The organism is Methanobrevibacter sp., from assembly GCF_045646045.1.
Lineage (GTDB): Archaea > Methanobacteriota > Methanobacteria > Methanobacteriales > Methanobacteriaceae > Methanocatella.
Map to the genome: position 1 here is coordinate 71,801 of NZ_JAZRJY010000005.1, position 23,798 is coordinate 95,598.

19 protein-coding genes are annotated in these 23,798 nt (G+C 30.1%); 6 read left to right on the forward strand and 13 right to left on the reverse strand.

Features of this window, described 5'->3' with window-relative positions:
• Positions 1-6: 6 nt before the first annotated feature.
• Positions 7-621 (reverse strand): hypothetical protein, encoded by a 615-nt coding sequence (locus tag ACKI5C_RS00210; RefSeq protein ID WP_407430842.1) that lies wholly within the window; start codon positions 619-621, stop codon positions 7-9.
• A gap of 436 nt (positions 622-1,057) precedes the next feature.
• On the opposite strand from ACKI5C_RS00210, the gene ACKI5C_RS00215 reads away from it, so the two are divergent.
• The 3 genes from ACKI5C_RS00215 (at position 1,058) to ACKI5C_RS00225 (ending at position 3,975) form a co-directional block, all read left to right on the forward strand.
• Complete coding sequence (locus tag ACKI5C_RS00215; RefSeq protein ID WP_407430844.1) at positions 1,058-1,696, forward strand: AzlC family ABC transporter permease; 639 nt, start codon at positions 1,058-1,060, stop codon at positions 1,694-1,696.
• Positions 1,696-2,010 carry an AzlD domain-containing protein gene (locus ACKI5C_RS00220; protein ID WP_407430846.1) on the forward strand — a complete coding sequence of 105 codons (315 nt, stop codon included), beginning with the start codon at positions 1,696-1,698 and terminating at the stop codon, positions 2,008-2,010. Before ACKI5C_RS00215 ends, ACKI5C_RS00220 begins: the two co-directional genes overlap by 1 nt.
• A gap of 96 nt (positions 2,011-2,106) precedes the next feature.
• A complete protein-coding gene (locus ACKI5C_RS00225) occupies positions 2,107-3,975 on the forward strand; it encodes a histidine kinase dimerization/phosphoacceptor domain -containing protein (RefSeq protein WP_407430848.1) in 1,869 nt (622 codons plus the stop codon).
• A 56-nt stretch (positions 3,976-4,031) separates the two neighbouring features.
• Here the strand turns inward: ACKI5C_RS00225 and ACKI5C_RS00230 are convergent, their stop codons facing one another.
• From ACKI5C_RS00230 to ACKI5C_RS00245, 4 genes are read right to left on the reverse strand one after another with little or no spacing between them, the layout of a single operon-like run.
• Positions 4,032-5,687, reverse strand: a complete 1,656-nt coding sequence (locus ACKI5C_RS00230; protein ID WP_407430850.1) for an ABC1 kinase family protein — start codon at positions 5,685-5,687, stop codon at positions 4,032-4,034.
• A gap of 27 nt (positions 5,688-5,714) precedes the next feature.
• Entirely contained in the window at positions 5,715-7,640 is a 1,926-nt protein-coding gene (locus tag ACKI5C_RS00235) for a MutS-related protein (protein WP_407430852.1), read from the reverse strand.
• Between the two features lie 45 nt (positions 7,641-7,685).
• Complete coding sequence (locus ACKI5C_RS00240; protein ID WP_407430854.1) at positions 7,686-10,061, reverse strand: DUF3656 domain-containing protein; 2,376 nt, start codon at positions 10,059-10,061, stop codon at positions 7,686-7,688.
• Positions 10,048-12,540, reverse strand: coding sequence for a DUF3656 domain-containing protein (locus tag ACKI5C_RS00245; RefSeq protein ID WP_407430856.1), 2,493 nt, complete (start codon positions 12,538-12,540; stop codon positions 10,048-10,050). The genes ACKI5C_RS00240 and ACKI5C_RS00245 overlap by 14 nt, the downstream gene beginning before the upstream one ends.
• 111 nt (positions 12,541-12,651) lie before the next feature.
• On the opposite strand from ACKI5C_RS00245, the gene tmk reads away from it, so the two are divergent.
• Positions 12,652-13,230 (forward strand): dTMP kinase, encoded by a 579-nt coding sequence (gene tmk, locus ACKI5C_RS00250; protein ID WP_407430858.1) that lies wholly within the window; start codon positions 12,652-12,654, stop codon positions 13,228-13,230.
• A gap of 30 nt (positions 13,231-13,260) precedes the next feature.
• Here the strand turns inward: tmk and ACKI5C_RS00255 are convergent, their stop codons facing one another.
• Genes ACKI5C_RS00255 through ACKI5C_RS00270 form a run of 4 tightly spaced genes read right to left on the reverse strand, consistent with a single transcriptional unit; the run spans position 13,261 to position 15,917 of the window.
• On the reverse strand, positions 13,261-13,464 hold the full coding sequence (locus ACKI5C_RS00255) for a hypothetical protein (RefSeq protein ID WP_296795883.1): 204 nt from the start codon (positions 13,462-13,464) through the stop codon (positions 13,261-13,263).
• Positions 13,465-14,427 (reverse strand): tyrosine--tRNA ligase, encoded by a 963-nt coding sequence (locus ACKI5C_RS00260; protein WP_407430861.1) that lies wholly within the window; start codon positions 14,425-14,427, stop codon positions 13,465-13,467.
• A 4-nt stretch (positions 14,428-14,431) separates the two neighbouring features.
• On the reverse strand, positions 14,432-15,475 hold the full coding sequence (locus ACKI5C_RS00265; RefSeq protein WP_407430863.1) for a 60S ribosomal export protein NMD3: 1,044 nt from the start codon (positions 15,473-15,475) through the stop codon (positions 14,432-14,434).
• 34 nt (positions 15,476-15,509) lie between these two features.
• Positions 15,510-15,917, reverse strand: a complete 408-nt coding sequence (locus tag ACKI5C_RS00270) for a translation initiation factor IF-2 subunit beta (RefSeq protein WP_296795893.1) — start codon at positions 15,915-15,917, stop codon at positions 15,510-15,512.
• Between the two features lie 312 nt (positions 15,918-16,229).
• Between ACKI5C_RS00270 and ACKI5C_RS00275 the strand changes: the two genes are divergently transcribed.
• Complete coding sequence (locus ACKI5C_RS00275; protein ID WP_407430865.1) at positions 16,230-16,376, forward strand: hypothetical protein; 147 nt, start codon at positions 16,230-16,232, stop codon at positions 16,374-16,376.
• Positions 16,377-16,841: 465 nt separating this feature from the next.
• Here ACKI5C_RS00275 and ACKI5C_RS00280 read toward each other — a convergent pair whose 3' ends face one another.
• The 3 genes from ACKI5C_RS00280 to ACKI5C_RS00290 form a co-directional block, all read right to left on the reverse strand.
• Positions 16,842-18,848 carry an ATP-binding protein gene (locus tag ACKI5C_RS00280; RefSeq protein WP_407430867.1) on the reverse strand — a complete coding sequence of 669 codons (2,007 nt, stop codon included), beginning with the start codon at positions 18,846-18,848 and terminating at the stop codon, positions 16,842-16,844.
• A gap of 272 nt (positions 18,849-19,120) precedes the next feature.
• Positions 19,121-19,999 carry an alpha/beta hydrolase gene (locus tag ACKI5C_RS00285; RefSeq protein WP_407430870.1) on the reverse strand — a complete coding sequence of 293 codons (879 nt, stop codon included), beginning with the start codon at positions 19,997-19,999 and terminating at the stop codon, positions 19,121-19,123.
• Positions 20,000-20,112: 113 nt separating this feature from the next.
• The gene (locus tag ACKI5C_RS00290) at positions 20,113-20,955 is read right to left on the reverse strand and encodes a CPBP family intramembrane glutamic endopeptidase (protein ID WP_407430871.1); all 843 of its coding nucleotides are present in this window, start codon (positions 20,953-20,955) and stop codon (positions 20,113-20,115) included.
• Between the two features lie 284 nt (positions 20,956-21,239).
• Between ACKI5C_RS00290 and ACKI5C_RS00295 the strand changes: the two genes are divergently transcribed.
• Positions 21,240-22,082: an aldo/keto reductase gene (locus ACKI5C_RS00295; RefSeq protein ID WP_407430874.1), complete on the forward strand. Its 843-nt coding sequence runs from the start codon at positions 21,240-21,242 to the stop codon at positions 22,080-22,082.
• Between the two features lie 32 nt (positions 22,083-22,114).
• Here the strand turns inward: ACKI5C_RS00295 and ACKI5C_RS00300 are convergent, their stop codons facing one another.
• Positions 22,115-23,794 (reverse strand): MATE family efflux transporter, encoded by a 1,680-nt coding sequence (locus ACKI5C_RS00300; RefSeq protein WP_407430876.1) that lies wholly within the window; start codon positions 23,792-23,794, stop codon positions 22,115-22,117.
• Positions 23,795-23,798 lie beyond the last annotated feature (4 nt).

A 23,798-nucleotide genomic window follows, 5' to 3' on the forward strand; every position in this document is an offset into this window, starting at 1 on the left:
AAAATTTTACAGACTCCTTTTTTTAGGGAAAATATTTCGTATTGCTAAAAGCAAGAAAATTTGTGTGCAAACATTTTCTATTTCCAATATCCAATGAGTTAACGCAGAATTTATGTTTTGAAGAGATCCACACATTCCCATTAGTATTATAAAACAGAATGAAATAATTAGAAAGATTATTGGTTTTTTTAAATTATTTTCTTTTGATATTTTAATTAAAGAAATATAAATAAGTGCTTCACCAACTACTCCTAATATTATCCATATCATGTTTAAATAAGCAATTGGGAGTATTAATCCTGCACCACACCATTTACTCAAATCTTCTTCTTTAAATACATTAATAAACAGAGAAATTCCTGCAATTAAAAGACCAATGCCTGTAATGACTACTAAATAACCTGGAGGAGTAAAATTTAAAAAACCTAATCCTACTATTAGTTTATATGTCGGTATTATAAATCCCATGACTAAAGACATTGACATTCCTATAACAAAAAAGGAATAAAACTTTTTTTCCATTTTGGATTTCAGATTATTTTTCAAAATCATGAAAGAACATGAAAATATGATGGGAACCAGAAAATCAACAATTGCTAATTCAACAGAAAATCCAACCATAAAAATCATCTATTATTTAAGTAAAGTATATAATAATTTAATATTTTTATTATATTAAAATTGCCTTTCTATGTATATTGCAATTATTAATTCCAGTATAACTTAGTTTAATATTAATATGGACTTTTAATCAATAATCGACAGGTTCTATTCAATTTTCAATAATCCTGATAAACGTTTTGACGGTAAAGTAGCTATAATATTAAATTTCCTAATTATTTTTGAATGTGTCTGACAAATATCTTTAGTAGATATGGATAAATATTAAATTTAATAGATATTAAGTATAGATAATTATTTAAGATATTTGAATTATATTTATTGTTGAAATGATGATTTTTGGTTAAATAATTAATTAAATTTTTATTGGGAGTCGTTTATTATTTCTAGGAAATCTAAATTTATTGATGGTGCTAAAAAAAGCATTCCGATTACATTGGGTTATGTTCCGATGGGTATTGGGTATGCTGCAATTGCAATGAAGGCAGGATTTACTCCATTGCAAACAGTATCCATGTCATTTCTTGTTTATGCCGGTGCGGGACAAATTATTGCAGCATCAATGGCACTTTCAGGTGCAACAGCAATAGCAATAATATTAACAAACTTTGTTGTAAATTTAAGATATTTTGTAATGTCAACATGTGTTTTAAATCAGGTTGAAGAATCTAATTTTGGATTGAATGTTTTAGCAGCACATGTTACTGTTGATGAATCATTTGCAATGTTTTCGCTTTCAGAAGATTCTTCAATTTGGATATATCTTGGAATTGCTATCACTGCATGGTTAAGCTGGTGTTTGGGTGCGGGTATTGGTGTTGTTTTACTTGATATTCTTCCAGTAATTGTTACAAACAGTTTCAATATTTCATTATATGCATTGTTTGTAGCTATTTTGGTTCCTGCTGTTAAGGATTCAAAGCAAATTGCGGCTTTAGTATTAATAACTGCAGTTTTAAACATAGTATTATCTCAATTTTTAGGAAATTGGGCTTTAATAGTTTCAACATTAGTTGGGGCTGGAATTGGAATGTATATTATAGATGATGAATATTTTCTTTCAGGTGATGTATAATGGATTATATTACATTGGTGATTTTGGGCTGTGCCGTTGTAACATTCATTCCAAGATTAATTCCTGTTTTGTTTATTGATAAGCTTGATTTTCCTCCAAAGGCTGAAAAATTTTTGAATTTAATCCCATATACTGCTCTTGCGGCATTAATATGTCCTGGAGTATTGACCGTTGACAATCAGTTATGGTATATTGGTTTGATTGGTGCGGTTGTAGCAGCGGGACTTGCCTGGAAAAAAGTTCCTCTTGGAGCTATAGTATTATTGACTGTAGTGGTGTTGATTACTGTCTATTCAATTGTTCCTTTCTTTTAATTGATGGTTTTATAATCATGATTATCGGGATTTAATTTAAATATAATTAACAATATATTATTAAATATAATATTTTATTTATATTATTGGTGTGATATGAAGATAGAAAAAGAACATAGGCATTTGGAAGGTATTGATGAAATTCGTATTTTTAATGCTAGCCAAAAAGATTTTTATACTCCTTCGCCTAAAGAGTTTGATATTGAAGATTTAGCATTTCAAGAACTTATAAACAGTATTTCTGTTGAAATTCATTGTTTTATTCCTTATGAAGAGGGTAAAGATTTTATTATCCAAAGTATAGGGAATTTTACTCTTGATAAATATAATTGCACTCCTGATGATGTAAAAGGAAGATTATTAAGTAAATTATCACCATTATTTTATGAAATTTTACATGATGAATTTGTTGATGTCTATAAAAATCATGTTACAAAAGATATAAGGTTCGTGTATTATCATAAAAATAAATTATCCAAATTAAGCACTGCCAAAATACTTTTTGATATGGGAAAAATTTTTGTAACTACTAATAATATTGATACAAAGACAAGCAACCGTGTTGATTTGGAGTATAGGGATTTTGATGAAGATAAAAATGATATAATCGAAAATTTCTCTCAAACGGGCAGTTATTATAATATCAATGGAAAATACACATGGTCACAGGGTATATATAACATTATAAACCGTGCAAAAGAAGAATCTGATGATTATTTCAATATTGTTTTTGATTTGGTAATACCTGAAGATAAGCACATTGTAAATAAAATTTTTGATATCACAAATAAGGATACTGCACAATGTGATGAGGTTATTCGTATTACAACTAAAGACGGTACTTTAAAAGTTTTAGAAGTTAATGTTTATTCTTATTTTGATGAAACCGGAATGGTCATTCGCCAGGGTATGATAAATGACATAACCCAGTATTCCAGTAATGATCTCACTAAACCGGTTGATTTCTTATTAGATGGCTTTAAAAACAGCACTAAATTGGCTTTGTTGATTGAACCTTTAAATATTAAACAATTTAAGTTCTCAAAAGGTTTTTATTATATTATTGAGAAAGATTATGAAGAATATAATCATTCAAGGGATATTCTTAAAAATATAACTGATAAAAGTGTAGTTCAACGTTTGGAAAAATTGATTGATGGTGAAATTAATAATATTGATGAAACTTTTTGTTATTATGTTGGTGGAAATCCAAACAATAGAAAAATCGTTGATTTGTATATTGAACGTTTTGAATATGGAAATACAATCCACAGCCTTGGTTTTTTAACGGATATTACTGAAGAAAGACTTAAACAGGAACAGTTGATAGCATCAAATGAAAACAGATTGATTTTAATTAAAGAAATTCATCACCGAGTTAAAAACAACCTGCAAATTTTAAACAGTTTTTTAAACCTTGAAAGAAGAGCATACAGAAATAATCCTGAGTTAATTATTAATCATATGCAAACACGTTTAAATTCACTTGCATTACTTCATGAAAAGACTTATAACTCTCATGATTTTAAAAATATTAATTTGAAAGATTATTTGATTGACCATGATGTGCAGACAATAAATGTGGTTGATATTCCTGAACAAATTGAGTTTGAAACATATGTTGATGAGGATTTGGAATTGTCTATTGAAGTTATTACTCCTCTGCTTCTGATTATTGATGAAATAACTATGAATGCTATTAAACACGCATTTCCTGATAAAACGTCCTCAAACCATAAAATAACTAAAGAAATAAGAAATATTGGCAATAATGCTGGTGAGCTAATAATAAAAGATAATGGTGTAGGCATTAAAGATACAGACAATATAAGTAAAAATTTAGGCTGTGAAATAATTAAAAGTTTAACCAAACAGTTGGGAGGAAATGTAAGTCTAATTAAACAGGATAATGGTACTGCATATAGGTTGATTTTCCCAACTCAAATGGAACACACTATTGATTGATTGAAAATTTTTTTGATTAAAATGATAATTTCAGTTCAAACATATCTATTTGATAATTAATCCATGTCAAACATTATATATTGAACTACCAGGTATATTCCTAATGCAAAACTTATTACATAACCTATTAATCCTAAAATAGGAATATTTAATATTGTCGGGCCTTTATCTGCAAATAATGCAAGAGAAGATCCCACAATTAATGCTGCCATAACTATTGCAGTCGTTATTTGTTTTGATATTTCCATTATTCCTTCGTGTTTTAGTTTTATTGTTATTTCACCGTCTTCCAATTTTGATAAGGTGTTATTAACAGTGTTTGGGAGGTTTTTTGCTAAGTGTCCTATTTCAAGAATATAATTTGATCCTAGTTTAAATAATCTTTTTGGAGATGCTTTGTGTAAAATTATTTTTTTAGCTAATCCTTTAAGTTCTTCTGCCGTATCAAACTCAGGATTTAATTTTTTACCACTTTCTTCAATTAATGCCAATCCTCTTGCAATCATTACGAATTCTCTTGGCAATACTACATTATTTTTTACCATTGCATCCAGTAAATCTTCAATGCTTCCATTTACATTTTTTAATTTTGTTCCATAATATTTTTTCATTAAGTCATTAATATCTGCCTTTAATTCGGGCGTATTTTGTGATGGGGTGATTATGTCCATATAAATTAATTGGTTGATAATATTGTCTGTATTACCGTTAATTAATAATAAGATAAGTTCTGCTAGATTTTCTTTAAATGTATCATCTAGAATTCCCATCATTCCCATATCAACATAACAGATTTTATTTTTATCTAAAACGATTATGTTTCCTGGGTGGGGATCAGCATGGAAAAACCCATCGACCATTACTTGTTTAAAGTAGGAATCCATTCCTCTTTTAGCTATTAATTTTTTATTGTATTTGTCGGTATTATCTTCAATAACTTCAGATAATTGTTTTCCATCAATAAATTCCATTGTTATTACTTTTCCTGAACAATACTGAATATAGGGTTCGGGAATATGTATGTAAGGTATTGTTTTAAAGTTGGTTGCAAGAACTTCCATATTTCTTACTTCTTCCAAGAAATTTATTTCTTTTAAAATTGATTTTTCGAACTCCAAAATGATTGCAGGTAAATTGTAAACTTTTGTTTTATTCAGGTATCTGTCACTTCGTACTGCTAAAAATTTCATTATTCTTAAATCACTTTTTATTGTTTCTTCAGTGTTTGGCTTTTGAACTTTAATGGCTACTCTTTGACCGTTTTCTTTTAATATGGCAGTATGAACTTGTCCTATTGAAGCTGAACCAATCGGTATTTCATCAATGTCTGTGTAAATTTTATCTAAGGGAAGTCCTAATTCAGATTCTATCACTTCTTTAATTTCACTAAAATCAGTAATAGGTGTTCTATCCCTTAATTTTTGCAATTCTTCAGATATTTCCAGTCCAACTAAATCCGGCCTTGTTGATAACATTTGTCCTAATTTAATATATGCCGGACCTAGTTCCTCCAATACTTTTCTTATTCTTATTGGGATTGTTGTATCAGGTAGTTCAGCGTCTTTATTTATTTTTCGATTTCTAAGAAAAGGAAATGTTTTAAAAAAAGTGTTTTCTTCTATTAAATATCCAAAATCATTTTTTTTAAGAACTTTATATATTTGATTAATTCTTTGAATATCTGAATTTTTTGATTTGTTCTGAACTTTCATTACTAAAATCTATGTACCATATAGTATTTAGAATTTTTCCAATATTCTTGCATATACTGCTTTTAGTTCATCATCTGATTTTTCATATATTCTTTTTAAAATTAATTCGGGTGTACTTTTTGCAAGGAAATTCATTTTTGGGGTTCTATCCACTATTAGATTATAGTTTTCATCTAATCCTTTTGCTTCAATACCGTCTACTCGAATGTCTGTATAGTTCATTAATTCCCTTGCCATATGGGTTACAATTATTCCATAGGAATTTGATTCTTTAATCATATCTATGAATGTTGAAATGATTTTAACAGCTGCTTCAAGTTCTGTTATTCCTTCAAGTTCATCCAGTAAAACTAATTTTTCACTGTCTGTTGTTACTATTGGAATAAATACATTTAAAAAGGATTCAAATGCTCCTGCATCAAGTGATCTTTTTTTGGAAAAGTGATAAATTTCATCAAATAATTTTATTTCACATGCATCAGCACTTACAGGTAGCCCCATTTGAGCCATTATGGATATTTGGGTTAGAGTTTCTAGAAGTGTTGTTTTACCACCACTATTTGCTCCGGTTAGAAGCGCAACGTTTTCTTTTCGTGTTAGTTCATAATCAATTTTTTGAATATTTGCATCCTCTTTTTTAAGTGATAAGTCTAAGTGAAGTGCTCCTTTTAATTTAATATCTTCGCCGAATTCCGGCTCCACCAGATCATATTCGAATGCAAAACTTCCAAGTGAAAATTCATAATCAAACATAATCACGTCTTTAACTTCTTCTATTGCTTTTTGTTTTATTGAATTTAGTTGTATTGCAGCACTTTTTTTAATGTCGAAAATATCATTTTCTTTTTTGGATGAACGTTCCAGTTTCACTCTTTGTATTTCTTGTTCGTCAATTTCAATAGGATATTTTCGAAGGTATGGATCAAAATCCATTCCTGTTTTGTCCTTGATAATTGCCTTACGTTTACTTATAATGTCGTCAAATATTTTACTAATCTTTGGCGGGAAATTATTATTTAATAAGTTGAGTATTTCATCTCCTTCAAGATCAACATTTTTAATTGACTTTTCAAGCTCTTCATCCATCTCATATTTAAGTGAATTAACAAGTTCGTCAATATCCACTTCCTGCTTGTCAACAATATTCAATTCATCAATAATTGGAATTATGTCTCCAAGAACACTTTCTTTGTTTCTGATTTTTTGGATTTCATGAACTCTTTGGAAAATCTCTTGATTTTGTGTAAAAAAGTTTATAATTTTTTCTGGAACAATTTCATAATCATTTTCGTCTATGTTAATCATGATTAAGTTTGGCATTCCTTCAAAATCAAGTATTCCCTGTGAATAAACGTAAAATATTAAATCATAATTCATCAATTCCTCTTGGAGCAAAGGTGAGTCGCTTGCAGTAATGATTGGGTAATATTGGTTAAGGCCTAAATCGGTTAGATAAGAATTATCTTCTTCACTTTCAACTAAAATGACTTTGCTTGCATCATATTCGGCTTTAGGTTCTTCAAGTTCTTTTAAATTTTTCATTAAGCCTCTCAATTTAATTATTGGCATTTGAGATACTTCTTTTTTGGCATCCATTACGATTCGAACTTGATTTTTGATTTTATCCATGTCTTTTGAAGGAGATAATAAAAGTATTCTGTTTTTGGAATATGATGTATTTGAATAGGCTAAAATCTTATTAATGATGTCTTCGTATATTTCTAAAGCTCTGTCACTTTTCATAAATTCATAATTGTCGTTATCCAATAATTGATTCATTATTTGAATTGCTTTTCTCTGGCTAATTCCATCAATATTTATGATTCTTTCTACATCAACTTCATCAATTATCTTTTGGAGTTCTTCTTCTCCTCCAACACTTCTTATTATTTTTTCGGAGATTTTATCTCCTATGCCTTTTATTTCTTGCAATGTATGTAAGTCTCCTTCCATTTAAACCAAACCCTTAATGATTATTTAATATGTATATATAATTAGTTATTTGCCTAGAGCATTTGAAGAGTAATTGCCTTTTGTTGAATTTCTAAAAATTTTTTTATTTACCTTTTTACCGTTTAAAATATCTTTATATAAATCAATAATTTTAATATAATCTTTATTTTTATAACGCCCATCAATTGAAAAGTTAATATAACCTATTGATGCTAAATGCTCTATTTCATCAATCAGTGACAGGTCTTCGCTATTAAAGATAATCAATTCTTCTCCGGATAAACTGTATTTTATAGGATATTTGTCATTTCCATTCTCAATTGAACTTTCATTACCAATATTTTCCTTAAATCCATATCTTGTTTTCATTAACTCAACAGATCCTTGAACTAAAAGTTCTATTTTGCTATTGTCTTTGCAGTTTTTTATAATTCCTTCATAATCCCTTTTTCTAAGTTCTGGAGATATTGTAAGTAATTCATAATTTTTTAGAGAGTTTATGGATTCGCTATTTGTAATGTTCATTGAATAAGGTCCATAATCTCCTTTGAAATCATTTGACATTATTTTTAACTGATAGCCCATTTTATTCAGAATGCCTCTAACCTTATTCAGTGATTTGATTAGGTCATCATGCGCAATATCTGGCCATTTCCATATAAGCTCATAATCTTTAGCATATGTTGTTTCAACTGCTTTTTTTAGGAAATTAACCATAAAGTTAATGCTGTCATTTGGCGGTATTTCTAAATAAACTCTTTCAACACCGTTAATCAATTCCAAATCATCTAAATTATTTGTATAATATGATAGTGAAATTTTTTCACTTCTATTCTGCGGATTTTGTTTAAATGTGATTTTTTCTTTTTTATTTTCATATAATTTATGGATTTCAGCTTCTAAACCTTCAAGCAGTTCTCTTCGTAATTTATTAATCTCTTTAATTGGAATAAATAGGCTGCCATCATAATTCATATTAATTTGTGTAATTTGAAATGGATAATTGTCTAGTTTAGACAGTTGTTTTTCAATTGTTTTCTGAGTAACATTTCTTTTTAATGGAGTTTCAAATTTTACAGTTCCTGTTACTTTATAGGTCACTTCCTTATGATTTGCTAAAGTCAAACGTCCTTTCAGTTGAGGATATTTATTTTTAAGTGAAAATGTTAAAATTAATTTGGACTTAACAAAACTGGATCCTTTATTTTCTATTTCCTTAACTAATTTTGTAAGTGAATTTCTTTTTGTAAGATAAACATCACTGCTTTCCAGTTTAAAGTTATTTTTCTTGTTCTGACGAACTTTTTTAATGATTAAAACTTTATCTGGTCTTGTCATGTCTTTTATTTGTTTAAATTTATTTTTCTTAAAATGATTTAATGTGGTTATGATTGGATTTTGTGATATTTCCATTCCGTAATCATCACTTTTCTTAATAAACAATAATCCATCGCCTTTTTCAGGTATTGTTTTGATATTATCATCAACTTTAATTGCAATTTGTGAATTTTTAACATCAATCACTTTACCTATTTTTAAACCTAAATGACCTGGTCTTATGCTTCTTTGATAAGTGTTGGCGAATTGTCCTTTTGTAAATCCTCTGTTGAAAACCAGATTAAGCATTTCCGTTTTTGAAGTCTTGTTGCTTTTTAGTTTGTTTAAAGCTTTCCTATATTCGCTTATAACAATGCCCAAATATTCTTTTGAACGCATTCTTCCTTCAATTTTAATGCATTTTATATTTAATTCAGCTATTTCTTTCAATTCATCATATAAACATAAATCTTTTGGTGATAAGTAGTAATCTTTCTTTCTGTTTAATTTGTATTTTTGTCTGCATGGCTGTGCACAAGTTCCTCTGTTTCCACTTCTTCCACCTTTAAAGCTGCTCATTAGGCATTGTCCGGAATATGAATAGCATAGCGCACCATGAGCAAAGATTTCAAGTTCCATACTTGTTTTTAATGCTTCAATTTCTTCTTTTCTCATTTCACGTGGAAGAACTACTCTTTTAACATTTTTACTTTCAAGATAATCTATTTTTCTCTGATTTTCACAGGTTAGTTGGGTTGAAGCATGAATTTTAAGTTTTGGAATGTGTTTGTTAATCAGTTCTATTAATCCTAAATCCTGAATTAAAACTGCATCAACACCAATTGCATATAACTCATTTAGATAATTCAAGACACTTTCAAGTTCCTGTTCTTTAATTAATGTATTGACAGTAACATAAACACGTACATTATGCAGGTGTGCAATCTTTACTGCTTTGTGTATTTCATATAGAGTAAAGTTTTGGGCAAACTTTCTTGCACCATAATTTTTTCCAGACAAATAAACGGAACTGGCACCGGCATTAATTGCAATTCTTAAATGTTCCATTGATCCGACAGGTGCAAGTAATTCAGGAATCTTCATGTAACCTTCCTTCAATGTAATTTCCTTTATTTATATATGATTGTGAGAAATCCATTATTTCATATTTGAATTCGGATAATTTTTCATCGCTAATATCACTTAAACTATCATTATAAATTGATAAGATTTGTTTGGTGTATTTTTCGTTTGAATATCTGCAGTCAACAATCAAATTATCTAAATTAAGGCTTTTAATATCGTTCATCTCTTCAATTAAGCATAAACAATCCTTGTTTAAAATATGGCTTTGTTTATTGTAATCAAAAAATACTTTATATTTGAATTTTTTTCTTTTTTTATCTTCTAATGTTGCATATTCCGCATTATTTGAAATAATAAAGTCCCGTCCATCATTTAAGTTTGTAAAATCGTCACGACTTACAATGACTTCCAGATTACCATGTATTATCATTTCCAAATCGGTATTTTTAATGTAATTCTTTCTGGTAATTTCTTTAATTTCACGTCCTGAAAGCTCTGAAGATAAAATTAATCCCTTATATTTTGATAAGCTTTCAACAGCATAAGAATTCCATATATTTAAGTTATGGTTTCCATAAATTGGACAATCAAATATTTTCTCCATTCCTGGGGAATCAATCATAACGGATATCATGTATCCTTCATTTTCCAATTCTTTAATTATTTCATTAGCTTTAATTAATTCATATTCGTTAATGAATGATGATAAAACCCAAACAATTTCAATTTCGGGTGCAATTTGAATAGCTTCTTTTAAAATATCTTTTATGTTTAAATAATAATCTTTTTTGTTGTTATATGAGCAGTTAACATCCAAATAAATTCTTTTTAAGTCAAAGCCATTTGCTGCTCTAACTTGGTCTAAATCGTTAGCAAAAAGGGATAATTTGGCTTTTGTATTTGTTTTATTTTCATATTTTTCATAATTGCTTTTAAATTCTTCAATCAATTTTCTTGTTGCTTTTACGGATTTTTTTGTTGGGGTAAAATGGTTTAAAAGTAATTCCTGTGCTTTATCTAAAATTTCTCTTCTAATTTTATTCAATCCGCTAATTGGGATAAATAAATTGTCCGGCATATCATTGAAAGTAATCTTTTCCATATAAAATGGTGTTCCACCAGTTTTTTCAAGTTGAACAATTATTGATTCTTTTGTAATTGGCCTGTTTTTAGCCTCTTCAAATCTTGCAATTCCTTTATGTCTGAAATTAATTAATTCATTGTCCATATAATATTCGACTTTAATATTTGCAGTTAAATCCTTCTGGAAGTTAAAAGTAACATTAATTGGGATTTTACTTTTGATTGTTTCATTTTTAAATTGCTTCAGGCTTTCATGTGTCTTTGCAGAATAGCTAATGAAAACTTCTGTTCCGACTTTTACAAGACGTGTAGTATCAATAATGATTTCATTTTCATCCTGCTTTATAATCTTTTCAAGATATATGCCCTTGATTTTTCCATTATATTTAAATGCTATGCCGTCGCCTTTTTCTAAAATTACTGGAATGTCCTTGTTTTTAATTTCAATGGTAACTTTTGTCCCGTCGATGTTTGTTATATCGCCTATATATAATCCTTCATGCCCTGAACTGCCTCTTCCCATTACTTGGCCGGGTTTGTCATTCATTATATATCCATTGGTAAACTGCCTGTTGAAAACAAGGTGCAGGTCTTTTTCCCAATCTCCAGGATTTCCATCAATAATGTTTCTGTAGCTATTAACTATGGTTCCGATATAGTCTCCGGATTTCATTCTTCCTTCCAATTTAAGGGAAGTTACTCCAGCATCTGATATTGCCTGAATGTTATTGTAAGTCGCAAGGTCATGAGTTGAGAGCAAAAATCCGTTTCCAACATTATATCCTCTGTATTTTAGACGATATTCTCTTCGGCATGGTTGTGCACAGGCTCCACGGTTTCCACTTCTTCCGCTGTTGTATGAAGACATATAGCAATTACCTGATACACAGTAACACAGTGCGCCATGACCAAAGGCTTCAAGTTCCAAATCAATATTCTCTTTCTTTAATTGATCATGGATTGCTTTAATTTCCTGAATGTTTTTTTCCCTTGGAAGAACAATTCTTTTAATGTTATTTTCCCAGGCCCATTTCATTGCGCTATAATTGCTTAAAGCCATTTGGGTAGATGCATGAACTTCTAAATCGGGAATCAATTTCTTTAATAACTGTATTAACCCGAAATCCTGCACGATAACAGCATCAACACCAATCTGATATAATTTGAATAGATAATCGATTACATTTAAGATTTCAAAATTGTTGATTAATGTATTTACGGTAACATGAACTTTAACATTATTTAAATGAGCATAATTGACTGCTTTTTCAATTTCTTCCATTGTAAAATTTTTTGCAAAAGCTCTAGCACCATAATTCTGACCTGCAAAATAAACTGCATCAGCACCTGCATTAACTGCAATTACCAGCACTTCATAAGAACCTGCTGGAGCTAATAATTCTGATAAAACCATTTTTTATTTACACCTTAATAATTTTTAGCACTTAAAGATTTGTCTTTTGTATTATTTAAAAATGAAGTTAATTGTTATATTTTAAATAATATTTTAACTAAAGTTAATTCTATGTATATAGTTTTTGAAGGAATTGACGGTGCTGGAAAATCCACTCAAATCCAATTGTTGAAAGAATGGCTGGAAGATAATGGATTGATTGTTGAAACATTGGTTGAGCCAACCGATTCTGAAGTGGGTAAATTAATAAGAAAAATTCTGCAAAGACCTGATGCTGAAACTGATAAGGTTCAAAAAACATTGGGATTACTTTTTGCAGCAGACAGAATGTTAATAATGGATAAGTTATCTGATGATAAAAAGGTTATCATATCTGATAGGTCATTTATTTCAAGTTTGGCATATCAGGAACCTGCCGAATGGATTCATGAACTCAATAAATATGCAAAAAAGCCGGATTTAGTTTTGCTTCTGGATTTGGATGTTAAAACATCTGTTGCAAGGACATCTGGTGAAGATGAATTTGAAAATGAGGATTTTTTAACTGGAGTTAAGGCCAATTATTTGGAAATCATTAAAGAATTTAATCACGAAATCATTGATGCAAATAATGGCATTAATAAGGTTTCATCTGATATTAAAAAAGCTGTAGCACCCCATGTTGGACTGTGCAAAGACTGTATTTTATAGATTTTTTAAAAATAGTAAAATTGAAGGAAATTATCCTTCTAATTCTTTTAATCTCTCAGCAATAGCATCTGCCAAGAATTGTTTTGCTTTTTCAAGTTCTTCATATGAACCAATAAGTTTTGGTCCATATTCTCCATGTTCGAGTTTCACATCAAATTTTTCTATTGTGTGTGCAAGCATAGCTTCCCCAACACCATTTGGTAAGCCCATTTGGTATTCTTCTTGTTCTTCCATTTAATTTTCCTCCATGTATTCTCTTACTGGTGCAAAGAATTCAATTAAGAAATCTTTAATTCCATTTTTTAAATCCATTGGATGTAGGTTGCCTTCACTAAAGTCTTTAAGTAATTCTTCTTTAGTTAATTCGATATCTCCACCGAATTTTTCAGGTCTTTTAATAAGTAATGTATCTTGATTTGGATAAACAAAAGTTTCTGCAATTTCAATCATTGGATTTCCTTCAATTTCTCCTTGTGGGCAGTAACTTTTATTGATTTTTTTGGTGATTTCTTTAACAGAATCGTCTACTGCAATATAATTGCCTTTGCTTGAAGACATTTTAGCATCACCGTCAAGTCCGTGTAATAATGGTGTGTGGATACAGACAGGAACATTTTCACCTATTTTTTCGAGGTTTTCACGTGCCAACATTTGGATTTTTCTCTGTTCCATACCGCCTAATGCAACATCCACTTCAAGAGCAGCCATATCGACAGTTTGCATAAGTGGGTAAATTACACTAGCTACTTTAGGATTATCATCTGCACGACTTACCTGATCCATACTTCTTCTTGCTCTTTTTAATGTAGTTAATGTAGCTAATTGATAAATTTTATTTGCATAATCACTTTCCAATTGGAATGATGAGCCTAAAATATATTCGGTTGTTTCGTCAAGCCCTAATGCCTGGAAACATTTTTTATTGTACTCTGCAGTTTCTGTAATCTCTTCAACTGTTCCTTTTCCATTTAAAAATGCGTGATAATCTGCAAGCAATATTTTAATTTTAAACCCTAACTTTTGTAAGGTCTTAAGCTTTTGTACAGTTACTGCATGTCCTAAATGGATTCTTCCTGAAGGTTCATAACCAGTATAAGCTATAGGATGGTCTTTTTTAAGAACTTCTTTTAATTCTTCTGTGTCTATAACTTCTAGAGTTCCTTCTTCGATTAACTGAATTTTTTCTTCAATATTCATTTTATCACTTGATTAAGTAAATGTAATTTTCAATTTTGATAATTTTGATTTCATCACCAATATTATAATCATTAAATTCATCCTGCATTTCCAAATCGACAGCAGAATAGTCACTTGGATCTAATATTTGAATTATTCTTGGAGACATTGATATTATGGTTGTGGTTTCTATCTCATCTGCTTTTTTAACGAGTTTAATATCATCCATATTCTTCAATGGAATGTTTTGTTTTTTGCTTGTTTTAATATCTAATCCAACAACTCTATTTTTATCAATATCTGAAACTTGAATTATCTTATCTTCAAATTTTATTATGTCGTCTTTTTCAAATTCAGGGATTCTGACTGAAATCCAAATTCTATAAAGGCCTTTTCCGGTGGATTTATCTTCACTTATAAGTCTAGGTGATTCCTTAATGACTCCGCCAAATTCATCTTTCAGTGCTTCTGCCACTTTGCGTCCAGTTTTAAAAGATCCAATATAATAATCATAACCTTCTTTAAGTTTTGCAATTTGTGGACAATATGCTAATTTGTCAACTTTTGCCTGTTTATCCAGAGTTCTTGCTACTATTTCATCGGCTTTTTCATACTCTTCAGCTTTTATTTCACGATTATCTGCTCTAAACTGAATTACTGTTTCATAATATCCTGACTGCATTTTACTGCATGGTGGACAAACAGTTTTTTTAATTCTAACTTCTGTATCGTGGGTTTCATCAATTGAAACTCCATAAACTTCACCGACTACTTCGACAAAACAATTAGCTATTGTACCTTTAATTTGGTCAATTTCGAGGTTGATTTCTTCATTTTCAACAAGGTCATTGATTTTTATATTTCTTTCCAATGCACGATAGATTATTTCATCTTCGGGAAGATAAGATTCACTCCATTTTCCTTCTTCCAATCTGCTGTTGCAATGGCTACATATTTCTACATTTATGCTTTTAGGAATTTCAATCATCTGAAAATCCTTTAAAAAACAGTCAATGCAGATTTCTCCTACCATCTGCTTATCTTCGCTTCCGCACTCTATACAAAACATAAAAATCCTTTAAAAATAAGAAAAAGATAAAAAATTATAATTGTTTGAGTGGAGCTGTTGCACCACAAGCGGAACATTTTAATAAGAATATTCTGCCTTCTCTTATAATTTTAGTATCTGGTCTGTTACATTCATGACAAATAACATATTTGTCTACATAATCTTCAATTCTTTCATTAATTAAGTAATGGGTAAATTTACCTTGTAATATAGCTCTAGAACCGTCTACGTTACCTGCAGTACCTAACTCTCTCATTAAGAACTTTAATAAATGTTGTGGGTCTCTGTTTAAACCTTCACTTACTTCTTTAAAGTTTTTAATGAATGTTCTATTACCTTGGATATCTGAATAAGCTTTAGGAATTTTAAATCTTTTGTGTTCAAATACTTCAGGAGGTAATTGGTCTATTGCTCTTTCTAATAAATCTTCATAATTATCCATATTATCACCTCATAAAAATTAGTATAAGTATAATATATTAAATATGATTTTAATCATTTATTAAGTTATCCATGCTAAGAAACTTAAACCATTGGTGATTTTAATCATTTCCATAATTCATATTGTTATTTTCAATAGATTGAAAAATTCTTTTTGGGTATGTAAAATTGCTTTTAAATTGTAGTATTGTATTAAAAAATAAATATTGATGTTATAAATTCTTTTTATATAAATTAATGCTGTTTAATTTGATTATTAATTTATTTAACCTTTTAAAATAAAGTTTTCATATCAAGTGGTGGTGAATTGTATATGGCTGAATTTCAAGAGGACATGATTTTTAATAAAATTAATGATATACATTCATCAACGAAAAGATTATGTTTTGGAATTGAATGGCTATTGGTAGATAAATTTGTAAAAAGAATTAAAAAATATGTTATTATATTTGTTGGGTGATCAGATGGTTCCCATCAAGCAAAATTTGCAGCAAATGCGGATACTATTATAAAAATTTAAATGACAACTAAAAAGAATGAATCTGCCCATCATGTAAAACAATACATGACAGGGACGTAAATGCGGCTAAAAACATTCATAAAGAAGGTTTAAGAATCTTCCGGAATGATATGATGAACCTCAGGGATTGGGGGAATAGCTCGATAATTCTACTCTCGTGGGAGAGTACTGGCTCGCGAAGTAAGAATTCACGACTTCTACAAGTCGTGGTAGTTCAAATGAATCTGGAATGTCAATAAAAGAAATTGCAATAAAAACAAAAATGGATATTAGGCAAATAGAAAAAATATTAGGTTAAAAAACACTAATGCCGTCAATAAATATAAAAATATGATTAAGTTATCGGAAAAAGTATTTGGAGTTTTTTTTTACATCCGATAACCTATTATTCAATCAAGAATATTATTATACTCTTTTAACATTTCCTGGATTTGGCTCGTATAATATTCCTCTTTGGGTCAAGTTCCTTATGAGGGTTTCAACTTTATCTTCGCTTACACCATGTTTTTCTTCCATATTGGCTTTTAAAACAGTTATTGGTGCTTGTCCATTGTATTCTTCTTCGATTAATTTTATTTCATCAACAAGAGTACTCATTTTATCTCTTTCGGATTTCGGTCTTCCTCCACCAACAATGTCCGCTTCAATTTCACCGGTTTCAGGGTCAACTCCAGCATCTTTAAGTGATGCCATTTGTAATCTTACAGCTTTTTTAGCATCTTCTTTTTCCACAACTTCTTTTAATTTTACCTTAGCACATGCTTCTGATAAACGAATGATTGCTTCAAGTTGCCTTGCTGTAATTGGAACAACAGTGTTTTCTTCAGTATTGCCGCTGCTGTTTCTCGTATCCACATAGAAATTCTTTAACACTTCATTTGCTTCATCGCTTAAAACAGGATTAACATTTTTACGTGCATAAGCAATGTACTTTCTAAGCAAATCTGGTTCAATTTCATAATCTACCGCATTTGACTGGTGAATATTAAGAATGTGCTGTGCAAGTTCTGAATCTCCTTTTCTACTTGGTTTATCTTCAACAATCCATATTAAATCAAAACGAGATAAAATTGGTGGTGGTAACTCAATTTGATCCGCTAAAACTTTAAACCTGTCAAACCTTCCAAATTTAGGGTTTGCTGCTGCAAGAACGGAACATCTTGAATTTAAAGTTGCCATAATTCCTGCTTTTGCGATACTTACAGTTTGTTGTTCTAAAGCTTCGTGAAGTGCTGATCGGTCTTCTGACCTCATTTTGTCCAATTCGTCAACACATACATTACCCTGGTCCCCTAAAACTAATGCACCTGCTTCCAGTGACCATCCACCTAATTCATCTCTGACAGCAGCTGCAGTTAAACCAGCACCAGTAGTACCTTTACCACTTGTATAAATACTTCTTGGAGCTAGTTTGGAAACATATTTAAGAATTTGGGACTTACCGATACCTGGGTCCCCTACAATAAGAATATGAATATCTCCTCTCAAACGGGTTTCATCTTCAAGCTGTTTTGCAGAACCTCCAAATAATTGTAATGCAATGGATTCCTTAACATCACGATAACCCCTAATTGAGGGGGCAGTTGATTTAATAATCTTTTCATAAATGTTAGGGTCTTTTGATAATTCTATAATTTGTTCTTCATCTTCTTCTGATAAATGCAATTCTTCAAATTCTTGCTCTAAAGGCTCAATATGATTTACATAAATATAATTTTTGAATTTGCCGCTTCTTTCTTCCCTAAACGTTTTTAATGTTCCTGTAATTCTTACTTTGTCTCCAGGATTCAATTCATCTACTAAATCATCTTCTAAAATCATCAACATCTGTTTAGGTTCAGTTCCTCCAGATAAATTTTCTAAAGGTTCCTGCATTCTTGCTGTTTGTGTATCAATATAGTGTGATTCTTCCTGAAGTAATCTAAAAGACCTTCCACCACATTCTCCACATAAAGAAGGTTCTAAAATTGTCCTGTCTGAAGTCTGCTCGACTTCATGTAGACGCATACAACCTCTGCACTCAAAAACAGCGGTTTCAATACGGGGTCTTATTTCATCTGTTTTTCTTACAATACCCTCTGCAGCAACAAATGTTCCAATATATTTACTTAACAATATTTTTAAAGGAATGATATTTGTCACATTCTTAAAACGGATATTTAAATCAGCATCTTTAGCTAAAGGGTCAATATTTTTAACAGCTATTTGTGCCGCTTCAATAACTTCCTCAGGTTTATCTATTAACAAATCAGCTAGGTCTGGATCAAATATTTCTAATGTATTATAATCTACAGTTAGCGATCTATTATCTGGGTACGTTTCAAGGATTTCAAACACATCGTCCTTATATGATGTTGCAAAAAATTCCTCAAATTTCGCAATTGATGTTTGTGATTTAGTAGTAGATTTCATTATATATTACATTAATTTTTCATACTTAAAAAATAATTGGATAGAGCATTTGAAAAGTAATTGATTATCTGGGGTAATGCAAATAGAGTTGCAACTAATGTATCAACAATGTTAAAATAGTAACTAATTGGATTGAATGGTGAGTAAAATTGTCGGATTAATGAATTTTTGTATAATCGTGAATAATTATTTATATTAAAGGTTTTTTTAACTATTGATAGTAGTCTTTAGTTGCTTTCAGTTAAATGCAGTATTAATTTAAAATTCCAAAATTACTCAAGAAGTATTTCGACAATATGGTTAAATGCTTCCTTTGATTCAGGAACAAATGGATAAAGTGGGTATACATGAGACATTTTCTCACCAACGTTTAATTCAGCATCAACACCGTTAGCCTTTAATTTGTCATAAAATTTAACGACATCTGAATAAATTATTTCATGAGTTCCTACGAATAGTGTTGTTTTTGGAAGTTTGCTTACTTCTCCGAATAATGGACTTATTTTGTAGTCTTTCGGGTCTAAATCCCCTGCCCAAGCTTTTCCCATTTCGCGTGCACCGTCTACTCCAAGCATGGGATCATATTCAACATCATCATAATCTCCAGACATTGATACATCGACCCATGGGGATATTAAAATTATGTTTTTAGGCTGTGGTATATTATTATCTGCCAGATATTCGCAAAATGATGCAGTAAATCCTCCTCCTGCAGAATCTCCCATTATTATTATATGTTTATTCATTGTTAGTAAATGATTGTATAGTTTTTCAACAATTTCATAGGTTTCCTTATAAGTATGATTTGGAGCAAGAGGGTAGATTGGAGTAAATACGCATGCATTAATCTTTTTTGCGAGATTGTCACAAAAGGAAATGTGTGGAAGTCTTATTTCGTTTACATATATTCCTCCATGAAGATATATGACCAAACGCTCCACATTATCATTATTATTAAATATTACCATTTGACATTCGAACATGTCTTTGCTTTCAACTTTTGTGTGATATATCCTTTTTGGTAGTTTATAAGGTTCATCTTCTTCAAGGGAACGCTCTGCCATGTGTTCTTTGGCTTTATCAGCATCGTCAATATATTCACGATGTTTTTTTTCTAAAACAGTTTCTATGATTTTTGACCTTTTTGACATTTTTAACACCATATATTTTTAATATTTAATTTAAAGATTGTCTTTAAATATTGCTATTGATTTTTTCATATGAATATTGATTACATTAGTTAAAAATAAAAATTGGGTAGCAATTAATCCGTTTCCGGTTTTTCAAACCCAATTAAATTAAATTTATCCAATACAAGAATGATTATGGTAGGGATTACAACTAAAGCCAAATTCATTATAAATGTGGTTGGGTTACTTTCTCCCGGTCCTTGTTGAAGGTTTAATGCGATTGCAAGGAATGAAAAAATATTATTAACTGCATGCATAGCTGAAGAAGCTTCTAAACCTTGACCATACCATGTTATCAAACCGTAAAATATTCCAATGAAAAGCACTCCCATCAAAGCGTATATTTGATAAGGATGCATTATAGCAAATATTGCTGCTTGAAGAATAATTGCTACAATAGGTATTTTAAACCATGACCCAAAACTTTGCATTAATAGTCCGCGGCACAGGTATTCTTCTGCAAAACCCTGAAATAAGGGAAGTATTATGCACAATAATAATACAGTTATTGAAAGATTATTTGAAATTTCCATACCTGATGTTAACATCGGATATAGCCCAATTACACTATAAACAATCAATGTAATAATTAATGACTTGATGTAAATTCCCCAATTCCATTTCCTAATAGGAGCAATCTGGGTGGAAAATGGAATTTTATATATCAATTTATTCCCAATAAAAATTGAAGGAATTAATAGTATAACTGTGATTGCAGTATAAATAAATGATATTATGCCGGTTCCCTTGGCGTCTACTCTCATAATTGATAATATGGCAAAGGATATTACAAAAGAAAGTATTGCTGCTATAATCAATATTAATATTGGTTTATACCATGCATATGTCTCTAATGTTGAGGGAAATGTTATAAAATCCTTCTCTTCAGTCTTTTTAAATAATTTTGACATGTCCATATATTTAACTCCTTTATTTTTAAAATCAATATTTTTCATATCTTTTATATAAGTCAATATAACCTTTTTAATTAAAAATATATAAATATGTCTTAAAATTAGAAAATTTTAAATAAATTTTTAATTAATATTAAAAATATAGGTGATAGTTCCATTATTTCCAGCATAATGAAATTATTTTCAAAATATTTTTTAGACATGAAATCTTATATGTATTTAAGGATATGGGATTATTTTACATAGATAAAAACAGAAGATAATTATAATACTTTTTGGTGCAAATTATGAAATTTAAAAAATTAAATAACAACGAAAAATTGCCTTTTGTAAGTTATGGAGTTTATGAAATTGACCCTAAGGATACAAAGAATGCTGTTCTTAATGCATTAGAAAGGGGTTATGTTGCAATCGATGGTGCTCAGGTATATTATAATGAAAAAGAAGTTGGTGAGGCAATTAAAGAATCCGAAATCCCAAGAGAAGAAATATATTTAACTAGTAAAAATTGGGTTAGTAATTCCGGATATGACAAAACAATAAAAGCAGTTAATAAAACTTTGGAGGATTTACAAACGGATTATCTTGATTTACTACTTATTCATCAACCATTTGGAGATTATTATGGGACATACAGAGCATTTCAAGATTTACAAAAAGATGGAAAAGTATTATCTATCGGGCTTTCAAATTTTGATTCAGCTCGTTTGGTCGACTTGACTATGAATTTTGATATTGTCCCTCAAGTCAATCAGGTTGAAACATCACCTTATTTCCAACAGTATGAAGCTAATGAAATTATGAATAAATTATGTGTTGCCCATCAAAGTTGGGGACCTCTTTCTGAGGGTTTGGATAATTTATTTAAAAATTCTATTCTTTTAGAAATTGCAGAAAAATATGATAAAAGTACTGTACAGGTAATATTTAGATGGCTGATAGACAGAGACATTCCATTTTCATGCAGGTCTGTTAAAACAAAAAGAATGGAAGAAAATATTGATGTTTTTGATTTTGAATTAAATAAAAAGGATATTGAAAAAATCAAAGAATTGGATTTTGGTGAAAGTCCTTTCAATGATTATGACGATCCTGAAATTGCGGAAGGCTTTAATTCTGAGATAATTTAAAATATCCTTATTATATTTCCATCATCATTTTTTTAGATTTTCTTCATTTCATATTCAATTGTATTGAATCCTAAAACTTCTGCATATTTGAAAAGGCCTTCTGGGAAGTTATGCTTTATATGTTCAAGATTTTCATGTTCTCCATCATATTTGATATCGACATGTATGTTGTCATCATAATCTATGACAAGCACTTCCACATATGTGTCATGAGAATTGGTGTCAAAAATCACGTCAAAAATCTTGTCAACATTGTCGCAGAATTCATCACTTGCATTTAGAGTTTTCAAATGATTTAAGCATTCTTTTCTTGCATTCATATCATTGTCAGTCAATACAAAGTTTTCAGTATGTTCAGCCAAATCCTCCTCTATGAAGAATAGTGTGCTGTATTTCGGTTCCCTTTTTTGAATAAACTTTACGCTGAGGAAAATGAAAACTGTTACGATTAAACAAGATACTGGGAATCCCAGCCATATTCCGTTTGACCCAATCATATAGTATAATGAGACTACACAAATCAATGGGAGTACAAGTGTGTAAAGCACGGAAAGCACTGTTGAAAGAAGGGACCTTTCAATGGCTTCGTAGTAGAATATCAGCATGCTTGGAAGTACAGACAATACAAAGAAGAGTGAATACAGTCTAACAGCATTTATTGCGAAACCTGCAATTTCCATATGTTCGAAGTTGTAAAGTGCCAGGAATCCTTCAGGCCAGACCCATATGAACACAGTCAATATTACTGCGAAAGCCAATCCCATCAAAAGTGAAATCTTAATCAGATGATTCAAATTCACATAATCATGTTTTGAATAATAAACCGGAACAATCGAGGTCAATGTTTCTGAAATTCCAACGTCAACAATACTTCCAATTACTAATATGTCCATACACAACAGATAAGTAGCCAATCCAGTATCTCCTAATGTAATAGCCAAGAATTTGTTCATTATAAAGACAAAAATCACATCAAAGACTCCAATACTTGCACCAGGAAAACCTACTTTAGTCATTTTCCAGGTTGTTTTAAGGAAAGTTTTAATTTTAAGCGCTGAACGAATAAATCTAAATGTTCTTTTTGGATGACGTATATACCATAAACATACAACAAGGCTAATTGCATATCCTATAAATGATGCGAGTGATGCGGAAGCCATACCCCATCCCCAGGATAAAAATGTATAATCCAAGACTATATTGATTGCATTAGCTATAATTATGACTGCTGATGCAAAGTTTGGGTGGTCATCCACACGAATATACTGTGTAAGCACTGCGGAGATTGTAGATACGACAAAACATGCAGATAAAAATGTGGAATATTGTAACAATAGTGGTTTTGTAGCTGGTGAAGAACCTAAAATCGGAGCCAATGGATCCATGCAAATCAACCATGCAATAGCCAGTATTACGGATGCAATAAGTGATACGACCATTGACACTGTGAAATACCTATTACTTCCTTCAATATCAAATTCAGATTTTTTATTTATAGATATAATTTGCCCTCCAAGTCCAAATAACCATTCAAAAACAGTCATTAATAATATTACTGGTTCTAAAAGTTCAATTGCAGCAACTGCATTTGGGCCAATAAATCTGCCTACAAAAAAGCTGTCAACAACAGAACTTAAGTTCAAAGCCATAACTAGAAGTAGGCTAGGTATTAATAGTTCTTTAAATTTGCTGTCTGCTATTTTAAAATTCATTCAA

Excerpts from the sequence above, each read along its gene's own strand:
- ACKI5C_RS00210 (WP_407430842.1), bottom strand. The coding sequence starts at position 621 with ATGGTTGGATTTTCTGTTGAATTAGCAATTGTTGATTTTCTGGTTCCC.
- ACKI5C_RS00220 (WP_407430846.1), top strand. The coding sequence starts at position 1,696 with ATGGATTATATTACATTGGTGATTTTGGGCTGTGCCGTTGTAACATTC.
- ACKI5C_RS00225 (WP_407430848.1), top strand. The coding sequence starts at position 2,107 with ATGAAGATAGAAAAAGAACATAGGCATTTGGAAGGTATTGATGAAATT.
- ACKI5C_RS00230 (WP_407430850.1), bottom strand. The coding sequence starts at position 5,687 with ATGAAAGTTCAGAACAAATCAAAAAATTCAGATATTCAAAGAATTAAT.
- ACKI5C_RS00235 (WP_407430852.1), bottom strand. The coding sequence starts at position 7,640 with ATGGAAGGAGACTTACATACATTGCAAGAAATAAAAGGCATAGGAGAT.
- ACKI5C_RS00240 (WP_407430854.1), bottom strand. The coding sequence starts at position 10,061 with ATGAAGATTCCTGAATTACTTGCACCTGTCGGATCAATGGAACATTTA.
- ACKI5C_RS00245 (WP_407430856.1), bottom strand. The coding sequence starts at position 12,540 with ATGGTTTTATCAGAATTATTAGCTCCAGCAGGTTCTTATGAAGTGCTG.
- tmk (WP_407430858.1), top strand. The coding sequence starts at position 12,652 with ATGTATATAGTTTTTGAAGGAATTGACGGTGCTGGAAAATCCACTCAA.
- ACKI5C_RS00255 (WP_296795883.1), bottom strand. The coding sequence starts at position 13,464 with ATGGAAGAACAAGAAGAATACCAAATGGGCTTACCAAATGGTGTTGGG.
- ACKI5C_RS00260 (WP_407430861.1), bottom strand. The coding sequence starts at position 14,427 with ATGAATATTGAAGAAAAAATTCAGTTAATCGAAGAAGGAACTCTAGAA.
- ACKI5C_RS00265 (WP_407430863.1), bottom strand. The coding sequence starts at position 15,475 with ATGTTTTGTATAGAGTGCGGAAGCGAAGATAAGCAGATGGTAGGAGAA.
- ACKI5C_RS00270 (WP_296795893.1), bottom strand. The coding sequence starts at position 15,917 with ATGGATAATTATGAAGATTTATTAGAAAGAGCAATAGACCAATTACCT.
- ACKI5C_RS00275 (WP_407430865.1), top strand. The coding sequence starts at position 16,230 with ATGGCTGAATTTCAAGAGGACATGATTTTTAATAAAATTAATGATATA.
- ACKI5C_RS00280 (WP_407430867.1), bottom strand. The coding sequence starts at position 18,848 with ATGAAATCTACTACTAAATCACAAACATCAATTGCGAAATTTGAGGAA.
- ACKI5C_RS00285 (WP_407430870.1), bottom strand. The coding sequence starts at position 19,999 with ATGTCAAAAAGGTCAAAAATCATAGAAACTGTTTTAGAAAAAAAACAT.
- ACKI5C_RS00290 (WP_407430871.1), bottom strand. The coding sequence starts at position 20,955 with ATGGACATGTCAAAATTATTTAAAAAGACTGAAGAGAAGGATTTTATA.
- ACKI5C_RS00295 (WP_407430874.1), top strand. The coding sequence starts at position 21,240 with ATGAAATTTAAAAAATTAAATAACAACGAAAAATTGCCTTTTGTAAGT.
- ACKI5C_RS00300 (WP_407430876.1), bottom strand. The coding sequence starts at position 23,794 with ATGAATTTTAAAATAGCAGACAGCAAATTTAAAGAACTATTAATACCT.